Below are 13796 nucleotides of genomic sequence, written 5' to 3'. Positions count from 1 at the left end.
GGCAATCATTCGGTCAACCGACGCAATTGCTCGACCACGTAGTCCTGCTGCTGATCGCTCAGCAACGGGAACAGCGGCAGGCTGATCGCTTCGGCGTAATAACGCTCGGCCTCGGGGAAGTCACCCTCGGCAAAACCCAGGTCGCGATAGTACGGCTGCAAATGCAGCGGAATGTAGTGCAGGTTCACGCCGATGCCGGCGGCGCGCAAGCCTTCGAATACCTGACGGTGGCTGAGGCTGATGCGTTCGGTCTGCAAACGCACCACGTAAAGATGCCAGGCCGACTCGGCGTCCGGCTGGGGGCTCGGCACGGTAACCGGCAAATAAGCCAGCAAGCGATCGTAACGCGCGGCCAACTCCCTGCGACGGGCGATGAACTCGTCCAGTTTGCCTAGCTGTGACAGGCCCAGCGCGGCTTGCAGATCGGTGATCCGGTAATTGAACCCCAGCTCGACCTGCTGGTAGTACCACGGGCCGTGGCTGGGTTCGGTCATCTGTTGCGGATCGCGGGTCATGCCGTGGCTGCGCAGGCGTTGCAGGCGCTCGGCCAGTTCCGGGCGATTGGTCAGCACCATACCGCCTTCGCCGCTGGTGATGATCTTCACAGGATGAAAGCTGAACACGGTCATCGCGGCAAATTCACCGCAACCCACCGGGCGCCCGGCGTAACTGGCGCCGACCGCGTGGGAGGCGTCTTCGATGACGGTGAAGTTATAGCGCTCGGCCAGTTCGGCAATCCGCCGCATGTCGCAGCTCTGCCCGGAGAACGCCACTGCCACCAGCACTTTGGGCAGCGTACCGTCGCGTTCGGCAGCATCGAGTTTGCTTGCCAGAACTTCGGCATCGAGGTTCCAGGTCAGCGGATCGATGTCCACGAAATCAACGTCGGCACCGCAATAACGGCCGCAGTTGGCCGACGCGAGAAAGGTGTTCGGCGTAGTCCACAAGCGGTCGCCCGCGCCGAGCCCTGCCGCCAGACAGGCAATGTGCAGCGCCGCCGTGGCGTTGCACACCGCCACGGCAAAGTCCGCCTGACAACGCTCGGCCATCGCCTGCTCGAAGCGTTCGATGGTCGGCCCCTGGGTCAACCAGTCGGACTGCAACACCTCGACAACGGCGTCAATGTCCCTCTGGTCGAGGCTTTGCCGACCGTAGGGAATCATACCGAGAGCTTCGCGTGCAGGTCGGCGATCTGACCCACCGAGAGGAAGTGCGGGTTGGTGTCGGAGCGGTATTCGAAATCTTCACCGACCGGCACGCCACGCTCGCCGAGTTTGTCCTCGGCAAAATCCACGTCGACGCTGGTGAAACGAATCGACGGCTGGATGGTGTAGTGGTCGGCAAACTCCAGGGTCATCCGCGCATCGTCCAGCGGCACCATCAGCTCGTGCAGCTTCTCGCCCGGACGAATGCCGACGTTCTTGTGCGGCAGATGCTCGGCCATGCCACGCGCCAGATCGACCACGCGAATCGACGGGATCTTCGGCACGAACACTTCACCGCCGTGCATCCGCGCAAAGCTGTCGAGCACGAACTGCACGCCGTGATCGAGGGTGATCCAGAACCGGGTCATGCGCTCATCGGTGATCGGCAGCTCAGTCGCACCGTCAGCGATCAGCTGGCTGAAAAACGGCACCACTGACCCGCGCGAACCGGCGACATTGCCGTAGCGCACCACGGCAAAACGCGTCTGTTGTTCGCCGGCGATGTTGTTGGCGGCAACAAACAACTTGTCCGACAGCAACTTGGTGGCGCCGTACAGGTTGATTGGGCTCGCAGCCTTGTCGGTGGACAGCGCGACGACTTTCTTCACGCCGTTGTCGATGGCGGCGGCGATAATGTTCTCCGCGCCGTTGACGTTGGTGCGGATGCATTCGGTCGGGTTGTATTCCGCCGCCGGCACCTGCTTCAACGCTGCGGCATGCACCACGTAATCGATGCCGCGCATGGCCTGGCGCAGACGATCGGCGTCGCGCACATCACCGAGGAAGTAACGCATGCACGGCGCATTGAACGTCTGCTGCATTTCGTATTGCTTGAGTTCATCCCGGGAGAACACCACCACGCGCTTGGGCTGGTATTGCTCGAGCAGGCGCGCAATGAATTTGCGCCCGAACGAGCCGGTGCCGCCAGAGATGAAAATCGATTTTCCGTTGAACATGTCTTGAGTTCCGTTCCTTGTCCGCCAGACCTAGGCGATCAACTGCGCCCAATTGAGCGAAGCGCTGTCGTTCAGCACAAAGCCTTTGCCAGTCAGGCTCAGGTTGGCGTTGTACGCCTGATCCTGGGCGAACGCCGCCGCCCATTTTTCCTGCAACGCAGCCAGTGCCTGATCAGCCTGGGCGATATCGCCCTGATGGATGACTTGCACCGATGGCGTCCAGACCGTCAGATAGCCGGCCTGGCCGGCCTTCAGGCACAGGTCGACATCGCTGAAGCCAGCAGCGAACGTGCTGTCGTCCAGACCGCCCAGCGCCTCGAACAGCTCCTTGCGCACCATCAGGCATACGCTCGAAACCGCCGAGTAGTTCTGGTCCACGGACAACCGGTACAGGTAGCCTTCGGCGTCGTGTTTCTCGCCGATGAATGCAGAGCCGACCCCACCGTTCATGCCCAGGATCAGGCCGGCCTGGCTGATCTTGCCGTCGCGGTTGACCAGTTTGGGGCCGACCACACCGATTTCCGGGCGCAGGGCATGGTTGAGCAACGAGTCCAGCCAGTTCGGATTGACCACTTCCGCATCCGCCGCCAACAGCACCAGAAATTCGCCCTGAGCCTGCTGGCTGGCCGCGTTGCACAGCGCAGCCGTGCTGAGTGATTGATCGGCACGCAGCACGCTGACTTTCGGGTGCTGATAAGTCCCGAGCCAGTCATTGACCTCGGCCGATTGCGAAGCCGTGGTTGCTATCAGGATTTCGTACTTGTGATAGCGGGTGCGCAACAGTACGCCTTCCAGGCAGCGTTGCAGAGCAGACAGATCGTCCCCGACCGGGATAACGATCGAAACCAGAGGGCGATCGCTATGGTGATAATCGATCTGGTAGAGCCCCGGCACCGCCGACGTGACCTTGGCCTTGTAACCGCGATTGCCCAGATGACGCAGCAATGCCAGACGCTCATGCGGATTCTCTTCCAGCTCCGGCGCCTGTGTGATCAGCAGCGGCTCATCGAGGTGCGCCAGGCTGTTCAGGCCACCCTGTTCAATAATGCGCAGCAGCAGATCGAACTCCAGCGCCTTGCTGAAATCGGCGCGGTAGCCGTCAACTTCCAGCAATACTTCACGCCGGATCAACCAGTGCCGCGCCATCAGGCCTGGCAGGCTCAGCAACAGGTCGAGATTGAAGCCTGGACGGAACACATCCATCAGCGCACCGTTTTCCCGGCGCTGAATCTCGTCCGTGGAAACAGCGCTGATACCACCGGCGTTCATCAGCTCCAGACTGGCGCGCAACAGGCCGCCGGCAGTGAACTCATCTCCCGCCTCAGCCAGCAGCAACCAGTCGCAAGGCGACTGACGAGCACTCTGGTTGAGCTTGTCGACGAGATTGTCGGGCGTCACGCGGACAAAGTGCAGGGTGTTCTGCGCAGTGGTCGCCGCCGGTGCTTCACCGGTGGTGAACACGACAATTCGGAACGCCTTGCATTGACCTTCGAGCAGGCTGTCGAGGCTGACCTGCAGCTTGTCGATGTCGTCATCCATATCCAGCAGGAAGATGGCGAACTGCGGGCCACCACCGTTCACGGCCAGATGTTCGGCAATCGCCTCGATCTGCCCCGCATCGGCTTGACGCGTCTCCAGCCACTTCAGCAGACGGCCGGACTGCATCTGGTCGAACACCTGATGGTGATCGGCGACAGTCAACGTTTCCAGACGTGCGATCCAGTCACGCATCGTCTGCGCTTGCTCATCCTCACCAGACAGCTGCAGTTGCTCGGCCAGGCGCTTGGCTACGGTGCGGTTGAACGCATTGAGGTCATGGGCCTGCCACAGGCGGTCGAGCACGCTTGCCGGCGTATCGTTGTTGCGCGCCTGGATCAGGTGCGCCTGACGCGTCCACACGCCCTCGAGTTTCTCCAGTTGAATACGCCCTGCCGGCATCGCGTGCAGCATGAACTCGAACTGTTCGAGGCGATCGAAGAAAGCCTGGTTGTAGAACGGCATTTCGACGTACTGCAGGGGGCCGAAGCGGCGGTCCGGGCGCTTGAGTTCATGGTTCCAGGTCGACTGAATAATCAGCTCCGCAGTCAGAGCGCGGCCGCTTTGCAGACTGTCGACCATCGCCTCGAAACTTTGCAGGGCAAACGCCTTGCCCTGCTCTGCATTCAAATCCTTGATACCGGTCGGCAGACCCGCCAGGAATTCGGCAAAGGCTTCGCGTTCGGCCACGGATTTGGCATCGATATAGGTCAGCGAGTGGTAGACCTCGGTGCTGTGCTCGGAGTTGCCATAGTTGATCTCACGCACCACATACGGGATCGGCAGGATCCGTGCCTTGGCACTGGCCAGCAGGAAGTACACGTGGCCGATCTCCTGCCACTGGAAGCTGGTGCCCGGCGGCAATGCCGAATGCCAGGTTTTCATCAGGTCGGTACGGGTCACCGCGTAGAACGGCGGGATGTACTGACTCATGTAGTCGACGACGCGGTCCTGCGCCCGCTCGGACGCATAGTCCTCCTGCACTTTCTTGTCGCGGCGGTAGTAGCTCACGCCACCGCCCAGCGTCAGGTACATCATGCAGTAGCCGTGGCACATGCCGTAATCCGGATTCGCCTGCAGGAAGCCCACCGACTCGGCCAGCGAGTCGTGCAGGATGAAGTCGTCGTCGGCTGCCAGCACCATGTACGGCGTGGTCAGTTGCTCCACGCCATAGGCCAGCTTGGCCTGCATGCCCCAGTAGGCGAACTGCGGCACGTGGTGGTAATCGACTGCGCAGAAGTCGCCTTCCGGCCGCTCGGCCGTGGAGTCCAGCACCATGATTCTGCAGGGCAAGCTGCTGTAATACTTCACCGCCCGACGCAGGAACGCCGGACGATTGTGCGTAATCAGCACCACGGTCAACAGCTCGTTGAGCGGTAGCGTCAATTCAGAACTGAACTTGCCTTGCATAACTTTCTCCACAACCGGCGATCCGCCGAGACAACGCTTGGGTGATGTTGCGAATTAACGAACGCGACGCAGATAGCCGTCCGGCGCCACGGTGATCAGCAGCTTGTTCTGCAGCTGAACGTCGATCTCGAAATCCTTGTTCTCTTCCAGGTATTTCCACACGGCAGTCTTCGGGTTGTCGCCCGGGCCCCATGGACGATCCGGGAAGAAATCGGCCGGCATGTCTTCAACCACGGTGTCCATCACCACGCAGTAGCTGTCGACCGAAACCAGTGGCGCGTAGAGGCGCAGCTCTTCGAGCACGTGGTCGTGGGTGTGGTTGGAATCGAGCACCAGAATGACTTTCTTGCCTTCGGCGGCAGCGCGAACCTGGGCAGCGATGGCCGGATCGATGCTCGAACCTTCGATCATCTTGATGCGCTTGCTCATCGGGTGGCTTTCGATGGCTTCACGGTTGTGCGCACGGATGTCCAGATCGATGCCCAGCACTTCGCCGTGACCTTGCAGTTCCAGCAGGGAGGCGTAGTAGATGATCGAACCGCCGTGGGCGATGCCGCACTCGATGACCAGATCCGGCTTCACCTGCCAGATGATTTCCTGCATGGCCATCATGTCTTGCGGCAGCTGGATGATCGGACGGCCCATCCACGAGAAGTGGTAGCTGTACTTGTGTTTGGCCGATTCATTGAAGAAATCACGGGCCAGGCCGGTGAGTTTCTGGTCGTCACCCTGCTGGGCGATCTGCTCGCGGCATTCGGCTTCAAAAGCTTTGTTGATGCTGTTGTCGGTCATTTTCAAAATCTCAAGGGTCACTGGAACGAAGCGCTGTCGACGGCGTGATAGACGTAACGTCCACCGGTCATCCGCTTGATCTCTTCGAGGTAATTGGAATTCATCACAAACAGGTTGGCGCCCTCGGGCAAGGCGTCCATCGCCTCTTGCGGCGAGGATACCCGGGCGCCGCTCAGGGGCAGGTAACGCCCCTGCTTGGCCGGGTTGATATCGACCACGCGATCCACCGCCACGCCGGCGCGTTGCAGGAACAGCGAATAGATCACGCCTTTGGACGAGGCGCCCCAGATCGCCGAACCCTGCCCGGGTGCACCCTGGATGATCTGCACCGCGCGCTCGAGGCTGGCGGTGAAATCGTCCGGCAACGCCAGGCGTGGCACCGGTTGTTCCGGGGTCAGGCGCAACGTGGCAAGGTCTGCAACGATGTACAGGTATTGGCCACCGAACAGGTGACCGGCCTCATGCACCGTGCCGAACATCCGGCGCAGGTCATCGAGGCGGAAGTAATTGACGTGCTCGTAGAACAGGTCGAACCAGGCGCGGTGTTCGAGGATCCAGTCGAAGCACGGCACTTCGATGTAGATCTGCCCGCCGCCCTGATTGGCTTCGGCGATTACCGCCAGAAAGCCCAGCGGATCCTGGATGTGCTCCAGCACATGGCGCAGCACGATGGCGTCCGCCGCAAGGCCCAGGCCTCGGGTGAACGGGGCCTTGATCACGTCGGCGTTCTCGCCTTCGTAGGCGGGGTCGATGCCGGTGATGTGGTAACCCAGGCCCTTGAGCAGCTCCAGGAAATAACCTTTGCCGCAGCCGACTTCGATCAGTTCCTGGCCCTTGAAGTGCCGGGCGATGATGCCTTCGACATCGCTCAGGTGTTTCTGGAACTGGCCGGAATGCGCCTGCTCGTTCTGGTAATCAGCGTCATAGCTGAGCTTGTCGGCGTCGAACGCCGCATTGAAGATCAGACCGCTGCGTTCATCCTGCACCAGCAACATGTCGGCGCTGGCCGAGGCCTTCGCCGATTCGGGATCGGCAAAGGTGCGGTTCTGCAGCACCGGCAGGTCGGTGACCCGATACAACTCGTGCCTCATTGCAGCTCTCCCAATAACTGTTGCAAGCGCTCGGTCACCGCCCAGAACGCCAGCGGTTCGTGGGTCGGATACGGGTAGTGGCCGAGGTTCAGGCCGATGGTCGCGCCGCGCTCACGCACGCGCTGTTCGACCAGCGCCCGCACCGAAACCGGCTGGCCGCTGGCGCAGTTGATCGTGCCGTCGAAATCGCGTTTGTGCAGGATCGCGGCGAGATGAGCGGCAGCGGTTTCAATCGGCAGAAAATCGCGCAGCTGTTCACCGGCCGACATGTTGAACGTCGCATCGCCGGCATCGATGGCCCGGTCCAGCGCCGCCAGCAGACTGTTGGGGTTCTGCCCTTCACCATGCAGATAGAACAGCCGTGCCCATTGCAGGGTGAACGAATGCTCCTGCTGCAGACTTTGCAAAAACAGGTGCAGGGTGTGCTTGGCCAGACCGTAGGGATTGGCCGGCTGCGCGTCGTTCTGTTCGCTCAATGGACCGCTCTGCATGCCGTACTCGAAGCACGTGCCGGTCACCAGCACCTGCTTCACGCCCGCCCCTACCGCGCCTTTGATGAAGCGGTAGTCGGCCATCAGGTTGTGCTCGAAATGAAACAGCGCCCGATAGTTCGGCAACCCCGGCCAGGCCAGGTGCGCGAGTGCATCGACACCCTCGGTCAGCGCCGCGACATCCAGATCCGCCGCGTGAATATCCGCGCTCACGAACTCGACGTCATTGATCCACGGCATGTCCGCGGCTTTCTGCGCGTCGCGTGCAACCGCCCGCACCGTGCAACCACGGGCCAGCAATGCCGCGACCAGATGACGACCGACGAAGCCCGTGGCCCCGGTGACCAGAACCTTCACAGCACGCTCAACTCAGGCACGGCGATCACGAAGCGGCCATCCCACTGACGCACCTGAGCCAGTTGCTGACTGACTTCGTGAAGCAGGTTCCAGGGCAGTACCAGCACGTAATCCGGTTTTTCGATGTCGATCTGAGCCGGCGCGACGATCGGGATGCGGCTGCCCGGCAAAAACTTGCCCTGCTTGTGCGGGTTGGCATCGGCGACCCAGGCCAGCAGGTCCGGTTTGACCCCGGCGTAGTTGAGCAAGGTGTTGCCCTTGGCCGCAGCGCCGTAGCCGACCACACGCTTGCCGTCGGCCTTGGCCTGCAACAGGAAGCGCAGCAGATTGTGCTTGATGCGTTCGGCGGCCGGCGCCAGCGTGGCGTAGTACCCGGGGGTTTTCACACCCGCATCGAGCTCGGCCTGCAACTGCTGTTGCACCGCTGGCTGCACGGCGCGGCGTGCACCGTCATTGCGTTGCACGAACACCCGCAGCGATCCGCCATGGGTGGACAACTGGCTGACGTCAAACACTTCCAGACCATTGCGCTCGCACAGGGTCTGCACGGCGGTCAGGGACAGATAGGAATAGTGTTCGTGATACAGCGTATCGAACTGCGCGCCAGCCATCAGCGTCAGCAGTTGCGGGAATTCGAAAGTGGCGACGCCGGTCGGTTTGAGCAGCGTGGCGAAACCACCGAGGAAATCGTTGATGTCCGGCACGTGGGCCAGCACATTGTTGGCGGCCATCAGGTCGGCGGCCCAGCCTTCGCTTTTCAGCTGGGCGGCGGTGTCGCGACCGAAGAACAGTTCACGGATCTCCAGGCCTTTTTCCCTTGCTGCCTGCGCGGTGCTTCGGGTCGGCTCGACGCCCAGGCACTTGATACCGCGAGCAGCCACGTACTGCAGCAAGTAGCCGTCATTGGCGGCGACCTCAACCACGCGGCTGTCGGCGGTCAGGCCGAAGCGCTCGACCATCTCGGCCACGTAGCGCTCGGCGTGAGCCAGCCAGGTACTGGAGAACGAACTGAAGTAGGCATAATCGGCGTCGAACAGGCTGTCGGCGCTTGTGTAATCCTCGGTCTGCACCAGCCAGCATTGCTCGCAAACAGCGACCTTCAGCGGCACCCATTGCTCGGCCTGCTCGATTCGATCGGCGTGCACGTAGGCGTTGGACGGTGGCGAGGTGCCGAGATCGATCAGCGGCAGGCTCAGCGGTGCAGCGCACCCACGACAGTTCATAGACGCACTCCAGCAAAGTGTTGATCGAGCGCGGGATGGCTGGAATCCCGGGCTGACAAATTATTGACAGGCAACGGCCAGGCGATCGCCAGCCGTGGATCGTTCACCGACAGACCGCCCTCGTGCTCCGGCGCGTAATCGGCGCTGTGCAGATAAAGCAGTTCGGCGTCTTCGGTGAGGGTCTGGAAACCGTGGGCGAAGCCGGCGGGAATCAACAGGCTGCGACCGTCGCCGGCCTTCAGGTGCTCGGCGTGCCAGTGCAGGAAGGTTTCCGAGTCCGGGCGCAGATCCACCGCCACGTCCCACACCTCACCGCGCAGGCAGGTGATCAGTTTGGCTTCCGGCGCATTGGCATTCTGATAATGCAGACCGCGCACGCTGCCCTTTTCGCGGGTGCAGGAATGATTGATCTGGCGGATGTGAAACTCACTGCCGAATGCCTTCAGACTGCCTTCGCAGAACAGCCGGGCGAAGTGCCCGCGCTGATCTTCGAAGCGTTTGTGCTGGACGCTGAACAACCCGGCCAGGGGCAACGGCTTCAAGGAAAACTCGCTCACAGCGCGCCCCGGTACAGGTTCAGTTGGCCGAGAGTCACGGTGCGCATGTCGTCGCCGTTCTGCCACGCCAGGTGCCAGTCGAGGGTCTGGGTCAGGCATTGCTGCAACGTCCAGCGCGGTTGCCAGCCCAGCACCTGACGGGCGCGACTGCTGTCCAGACGCAGCAGGCCGGCTTCGTGCAGGTCACTCTTTTCGATACGCAGGCCTCGGGCCTGAGGCCAGCGGTTGGCAAGCAGTTCGACCACTTCGCCGACGCTGCACATGTCCGCCTCGCCCGGACCGAAGTTCCACGCTCCGGCGTACTCCGGGCCTTGTTCGTAGAGCCCGGCGGCCAGTTGCAGATAGCCGGCCAGCGGCTCCAGCGCGTGCTGCCACGGGCGCACGGCTTGCGGATAACGCAGGGTCACCGGCTCGTCGGCCGACCAGGCTTTCAGTACATCGGGAATCAGGCGTTCTGGGGCGAAGTCGCCGCCGCCCAACACATTGCCGGCCCGCGCAGTGGCCAGGGCCAGACCGTGTTCGGCGTACTTGTCGGCCGGGAAAAACGATGCCGCGTAAGACTGCGCCAGCAACTCGCAGCAGGCCTTGCTGCTGCTGTAAGGATCGTGGCCACCGAGGGCTTCGTCCTCGCGGTACGGCCACAGCCATTCCTTGTTGGCGTAGACCTTGTCGGTGGTCACCAGCACGCAGGCCCGCACGCAACCGACCTGACGAATCGCTTCGAGCAGATTCAAGGTGCCCATGACGTTGCTGGAATAAGTGCCGAGCGGATCGCGATAGCCTTCGCGCACCAGCGGCTGGGCCGCCAGGTGCAGGACGATCTCCGGCTCAGTGTCGGCGATGATCTCGAGCAAGGCGCCCAAATCACGCAGGTCGCCGCGCTGATCGTTGATGCCTTCGCTCACGCGCGCCAGTTCAAACAGGCTCGGCTCGGTCGACGGGTCGAGGGAAAAACCGCTGACTTGCGCGCCGAGGCTTTGCAGCCACAGAGTCAGCCAGCTGCCCTTGAAACCGGTGTGCCCGGTGACCAGAACCCGCTTGCCGAGCCAGAACTCAGGACTCAGGCCCATTGCTTCCATGGGGCCTCCCCGCTCTGCCACAGCGCTTCGAGATGGTTCTTGTCGCGCAGGGTGTCCATCGGATGCCAGAAGCCTTCGTGCTCGAAGGCTTTCAGTTGTTCGTCCTGAGCCAGTCGAGCCAATGGCTCCGCTTCCCAGGTAGTTTCGTCGCCAGCGATATACGACAGCACTTTTGGCGACAGCACGAAGAAGCCGCCATTGATCCAGCCGCCGTCGCCGCGCGGTTTTTCGGTGAAGCCGAGGACCTGATCGCCGTGACGCTCGAGGGCGCCGTAGCGGCCCGGTGGCTGCACGGCGGTGACGGTCGCCAGACGGCCGTGGCCCTTGTGGTAGTCCACCAGTTGCGCAATGTTGATGTCGGAAACACCATCGCCGTAGGTGAAGCAGAACGCCTCTTCATCCTTGAGGTAACGGCCGGCACGCAGCAGTCGGCCGCCGGTCATGGTTTCCTCGCCGGTGTCGATCAGGGTGACGCTCCACGGCTCGCTGTAGTTCTGGTGCACGTCCATGCGGTTGTTGCGCATGTCGAACGTGACGTCGGAGGTGTGCAGGAAGTAGTTGGCGAAGAAATCCTTGATCGCGTAGCCCTTGTAGCCGAGGCAGATCACGAAATCATGAATTCCGTGGGCGGAATACTGTTTCATGATGTGCCAGAGAATTGGCTTGCCGCCGATCTCGATCATCGGCTTGGGCTTGAGGTGCGACTCTTCACTGATGCGCGTGCCGAGGCCACCCGCCAAAATAACTGCCTTCATCGTCTCCCCTCTTCTACGTCACAGGGCTCGGCCTCGCTGTTGCAGGCCTTTGCGGCTGAACCTTTGCCAGTCCGGGCGCAGGTGAATGACCGCGAGCGCTCGTTTTATGGCGATTTGAGGGGGACTTGCAGGAAACGCGCCAGCTCCACCAGCCCTGTGTCGGCGAGGAAATGCAGGCATGAAAAAAGGGATGAGTCCGTGGCCGGACTCATCCCTTTCATCAAGCTGTTTCAATCAATCGGACGGATCAGCCAAACATCGCGAATCCATCGATCGTGGCCGGCAGGTCGTAGATCTGGCCGTCAGCGGTCTGCAGATGCTCGATTTTGTTGTACCCGGCATACCCGGGATACCCGGCAGACTCGGCGTACCAGCCTTGCAGTTTCACGCCGCTGTAAGGAACGCCGACGCTGCCGTCGTTGGCGCCATGCAGATAGGCGTCATCACCGATGCGAGTGACGTTCAGCTGGCTGAGATTGGCGACAGTATTCAGGATCAGCGTGTCATTGAGGTCCCAGCCTTCGTCCTGAATCGTTATCAGCCCGGTGGTGTTCACGACATAGGTGTCATCACCCGTACCGCCGAACGCGAAGCCGCCACTGCCGGACTGGCCCGCAAGGTTGAGAACCAGCACGTCATTACCGCTGTCACCGAACAGCATGTAGTTGCTGCCGGTCCCGGTCAGCACGTCATTGCCTTCATCACCGTAGGCAACGCCGCGGTTGACCGTGACGGTGTCATCGCCCTCGTCTCCATGGGCCAATGTACCCAGGTCATTCACGACACTGACGATGACGTCATCGCCCGAACCGCCAGACAGCAAGTCGGCCTGCGCGACATTTGTGTCGAGACCGGATTTCAGTCCGCCATAGAGATAGTCATTGCCATCGCCACCCACAATCTGGTCACTACCAGACCCGCCTTCGAGGACGTTGTCACCCGAGTCGCCTCGCAGGAAGTCATCGAACCGGCTACCGCGCAGCCCTTCAATATCGACGTAGGTATCGTAGAGCGCGATACCGCTTTGCGGCCCCCAGCCCAGCGAGGCGCTCAACCCTTCGTTGCTGTCGTCGTAGCTGACGATGTCGATACCGGCTCCGCCCTCAAAGCGATCACCGCCCGCGCCACCCGACAGGACGTCATTGCCGGCACCGGAGATGATTCTGTTGGATTCGTCATTACCGTATCCAGTGAAATCCGCAGTGCCGGTGTAGGTCATGTTCTCGATGAACGCAGCCATGTGCATCGACGACAGGCTGGTGTTCAGTTGATCGATGCCACCGGGGAAATTCTGCTCGACGATGGTCACACCCTCGCTGTTGATCGTGTACACATCATCACCCGCGCCGCCCTCCAGGGTCAGGCCGCCGACGTTGGCGGTGAAGTGGTCAGCGAACGGCGTACCGATGACTTTCTCCACGTTCACCAACGTGACATCCGGAGCACCTGCCTGCTGACCAATGCCGATATTGACGCCGTCCCAGGAGAGGCGGTAGCTCACGGTGTCGTAACCATCAGCTCCATCCACGATCATGGCGTTATCGAGCAGATACACCACGTCATCGAAATTCGATCCCTGAATCGCCTCGATGCCGGTGAAGGAGTCGCCATAGGCGATGGTCAATGCGTCGAAGTTCTCGAAGTCCAGGACTCTCACACCTTCGAGGCTGTCGGAATAGCTGACGGTATCGAAGCCTTCGCCACCCACGAAGTGATCAGCGCCGGCGCCGCCCCACAGCCAGTCGTTGCCGGCGCCACCGATGATCTCGTTGTCGCTGGCATTGCCGTAACCCTTGAAGTCGCCCGTGCCGGTAAAGGTCAGCTTCTCGATGAACGGGTCCATCTTGATGGTGTTGAGACTGGTGCGCAGCTCGTCGTAGCCGAGATAGTTTTCCTCGATGATCGTCACACCCTCGCTGCCGACGATATACACATCGTCACCGACACTGCCTTCCAGCGTCACGCCGGCCACATTGCTGGTGAAGGTGTCATTTTGAAAAGTGCCGAAGACCTTCTCCACGCCGATCAGCGTATCGACCTTGCCGTCAGCGGCAGTGACGGTCGTCGAGGTATCGTTGAACTCGACGCTCACCCCCGAGGACAAGGCGTAATAATTCGCCGTATCAAACCCGTCACCGCCATCCAGTACGTCTGATCCCGCAGTGGCGAACAGCAGATCATCCGACTCCAGTCCATAGAGTTCGTCATTGCCATCGGTGCCCCACAGGCCGTCCGCATCACTCGTTCCATTCACTACTGACATTTGCGTCTTCCTTGCGTTGTTGTTGAATCGGGAAACCTGCCTCCCGGGCACAAGCCGATCACGCCAGCAGCAACCGTCCGA

The 13796-nt window shown here is 61.4% G+C and carries 11 protein-coding genes; all 11 read right to left on the bottom strand.

Features of this window, described 5'->3' with window-relative positions; translation table 11 throughout:
- Positions 1–5 precede the first annotated feature (5 nt).
- Positions 6–1163, bottom strand: a complete 1158-nt coding sequence (gene pseC / locus AWU82_RS16685) for a UDP-4-amino-4,6-dideoxy-N-acetyl-beta-L-altrosamine transaminase (protein ID WP_064378608.1) — start codon at positions 1161–1163, stop codon at positions 6–8.
- Positions 1160–2161 (bottom strand): UDP-N-acetylglucosamine 4,6-dehydratase (inverting), encoded by a 1002-nt coding sequence (gene pseB / locus AWU82_RS16680; RefSeq protein WP_011333032.1) that lies wholly within the window; start codon positions 2159–2161, stop codon positions 1160–1162. Before pseB ends, pseC begins: the two co-directional genes overlap by 4 nt.
- A 30-nt stretch (positions 2162–2191) precedes the next feature.
- Positions 2192–5107, bottom strand: a complete 2916-nt coding sequence (locus tag AWU82_RS16675; protein WP_064378607.1) for a TIGR00180 family glycosyltransferase — start codon at positions 5105–5107, stop codon at positions 2192–2194.
- Between the two features lie 54 nt (positions 5108–5161).
- Positions 5162–5899 carry a cephalosporin hydroxylase family protein gene (locus tag AWU82_RS16670; protein ID WP_064378606.1) on the bottom strand — a complete coding sequence of 246 codons (738 nt, stop codon included), beginning with the start codon at positions 5897–5899 and terminating at the stop codon, positions 5162–5164.
- Positions 5900–5916: 17 nt separating this feature from the next.
- Positions 5917–6990, bottom strand: a complete 1074-nt coding sequence (locus AWU82_RS16665; RefSeq protein ID WP_064378605.1) for a class I SAM-dependent methyltransferase — start codon at positions 6988–6990, stop codon at positions 5917–5919.
- The gene (locus AWU82_RS16660) at positions 6987–7838 is read right to left on the bottom strand and encodes an NAD-dependent epimerase/dehydratase family protein (protein ID WP_064378604.1); all 852 of its coding nucleotides are present in this window, start codon (positions 7836–7838) and stop codon (positions 6987–6989) included. Before AWU82_RS16660 ends, AWU82_RS16665 begins: the two co-directional genes overlap by 4 nt.
- Complete coding sequence (locus tag AWU82_RS16655) at positions 7835–9061, bottom strand: class I SAM-dependent methyltransferase (RefSeq protein ID WP_064378603.1); 1227 nt, start codon at positions 9059–9061, stop codon at positions 7835–7837. The genes AWU82_RS16660 and AWU82_RS16655 overlap by 4 nt, the downstream gene beginning before the upstream one ends.
- Positions 9058–9618 (bottom strand): dTDP-4-dehydrorhamnose 3,5-epimerase, encoded by a 561-nt coding sequence (gene rfbC / locus AWU82_RS16650; protein ID WP_007958330.1) that lies wholly within the window; start codon positions 9616–9618, stop codon positions 9058–9060. Before rfbC ends, AWU82_RS16655 begins: the two co-directional genes overlap by 4 nt.
- Positions 9615–10697 carry a CDP-glucose 4,6-dehydratase gene (rfbG, locus tag AWU82_RS16645; RefSeq protein ID WP_064378602.1) on the bottom strand — a complete coding sequence of 361 codons (1083 nt, stop codon included), beginning with the start codon at positions 10695–10697 and terminating at the stop codon, positions 9615–9617. Before rfbG ends, rfbC begins: the two co-directional genes overlap by 4 nt.
- Complete coding sequence (rfbF, locus tag AWU82_RS16640; protein ID WP_007958332.1) at positions 10679–11452, bottom strand: glucose-1-phosphate cytidylyltransferase; 774 nt, start codon at positions 11450–11452, stop codon at positions 10679–10681. The genes rfbG and rfbF overlap by 19 nt, the downstream gene beginning before the upstream one ends.
- 247 nt (positions 11453–11699) lie before the next feature.
- Positions 11700–13715 (bottom strand): calcium-binding protein, encoded by a 2016-nt coding sequence (locus tag AWU82_RS16635; protein WP_064378601.1) that lies wholly within the window; start codon positions 13713–13715, stop codon positions 11700–11702.
- Positions 13716–13796 lie beyond the last annotated feature (81 nt).

The sequence above is a fragment of the Pseudomonas glycinae genome (genome assembly GCF_001594225.2).
GTDB classification, from domain to species: Bacteria; Pseudomonadota; Gammaproteobacteria; order Pseudomonadales; family Pseudomonadaceae; genus Aquipseudomonas; species Aquipseudomonas glycinae.
Note: the sequence above shows the minus strand (reverse complement) of the source record. Positions and strands in the feature narration are given on the sequence as shown.

Coding starts and splice junctions, on each gene's coding strand:
- pseC (WP_064378608.1), bottom strand. CDS start 1,163: ATGATTCCCTACGGTCGGCAAAGCCTCGACCAGAGGGACATTGACGCC.
- pseB (WP_011333032.1), bottom strand. CDS start 2,161: ATGTTCAACGGAAAATCGATTTTCATCTCTGGCGGCACCGGCTCGTTC.
- AWU82_RS16675 (WP_064378607.1), bottom strand. CDS start 5,107: ATGCAAGGCAAGTTCAGTTCTGAATTGACGCTACCGCTCAACGAGCTG.
- AWU82_RS16670 (WP_064378606.1), bottom strand. CDS start 5,899: ATGACCGACAACAGCATCAACAAAGCTTTTGAAGCCGAATGCCGCGAG.
- AWU82_RS16665 (WP_064378605.1), bottom strand. CDS start 6,990: ATGAGGCACGAGTTGTATCGGGTCACCGACCTGCCGGTGCTGCAGAAC.
- AWU82_RS16655 (WP_064378603.1), bottom strand. CDS start 9,061: ATGAACTGTCGTGGGTGCGCTGCACCGCTGAGCCTGCCGCTGATCGAT.
- rfbG (WP_064378602.1), bottom strand. CDS start 10,697: ATGGAAGCAATGGGCCTGAGTCCTGAGTTCTGGCTCGGCAAGCGGGTT.
- rfbF (WP_007958332.1), bottom strand. CDS start 11,452: ATGAAGGCAGTTATTTTGGCGGGTGGCCTCGGCACGCGCATCAGTGAA.
- AWU82_RS16635 (WP_064378601.1), bottom strand. CDS start 13,715: ATGTCAGTAGTGAATGGAACGAGTGATGCGGACGGCCTGTGGGGCACC.